The 1,003-nt window shown below is 53.6% G+C and carries 1 protein-coding gene; it reads right to left on the bottom strand.

Annotation, left to right across the window (positions count from 1 at the left end; genetic code table 11):
• The coding region (locus F6Y09_RS20025) for a glycine cleavage T C-terminal barrel domain-containing protein (RefSeq protein ID WP_246180620.1) at positions 1 to 988 on the bottom strand (988 nt) is incomplete at its 3' end.
• Positions 989 to 1,003 lie beyond the last annotated feature (15 nt).

The following is a 1,003-nucleotide window of genomic DNA, read 5'->3' as shown; positions in this document are numbered from 1 at the left end:
AAGTTGCCGCGATTTTCTTGTTAGGATCAAAGAACGGTTTTTGGACAACGGTGGCCGTTGTTTTTCCGCCAGGAGTAACGACGTCGAAACGTGTGCCAAGGGCCGCGTGGTCTGCCTCAACCATTGCCAGCGCAATATTCTGCTCCAGACGCGGAGAGAACACGGCAGACGTAACCTTGCCCACGTGTTCGCCATCTTTTTCCAGATCCCAGAACCTGGAGTTAGGACCTGACAGTGCAGGGCCACCGAGGACCAGACCAACCTGCTTGCGTGATACGCCTTCTTCACGGATACGTTTGAGGGCAGACTTGCCGATGAAGTCGGCCTCGATATCCAGTTCGACCAGGCGATCCATACCCAGTTCATAGGGATTGTTGTGGATGTCCATATCGGCGTGGTAGGACAGCATACCGCCCTCAATACGGCGAATGGTCGACGTGTGGCCAGGCTGGAGACCGAAAGGAGTACCTGCAGCCATGATCCTCTCCCACAGCTCATCACCTTTCGAGCCATCCAGCAGATAGAGTTCATAGCCGAGTTCGCTTGACCAGCCGGTCCGGGAAACGATCAGCGGAATACCGTCAAGGTCATATTCCCGCAGCCAGTAATACCGAAGGTCGTTGATGCTTTCACCGAATAGCGCTTCCATGATTTTGCCGGACACCGGACCCTGCAGCTGGAGTGGCGAAACATCCGGTTCGCGGATTTCGACATCCAGACCGGAGTTAATAGCAACGCCCTGTGCCCACAGCAAAATGTCACTGTCCGCCAGAGAGAGCCAGAAGCGGTTTTCCTCGAGACGAAGCAGGATCGGATCGTTCAAAATCCCGCCCTCGGCATTGGTGATCAGTACATATTTGCACTGACCTACCGCACACTTTGAAAGGTCTCGTGGAGTAAGCATCTGAGTAAATTTTGCAGCGTCAGGACCGGTGATTTCTACCTGGCGCTCAACGGCAACATCACAAAGGATTGCCTTGTTAACCAAATTCCAGAAGTTTTG

This window comes from Marinobacter changyiensis, from assembly GCF_009193265.1.
In the GTDB taxonomy this organism is placed as follows: domain Bacteria; phylum Pseudomonadota; class Gammaproteobacteria; order Pseudomonadales; family Oleiphilaceae; genus Marinobacter; species Marinobacter changyiensis.
Note: the sequence above shows the minus strand (reverse complement) of the source record. Positions and strands in the feature narration are given on the sequence as shown.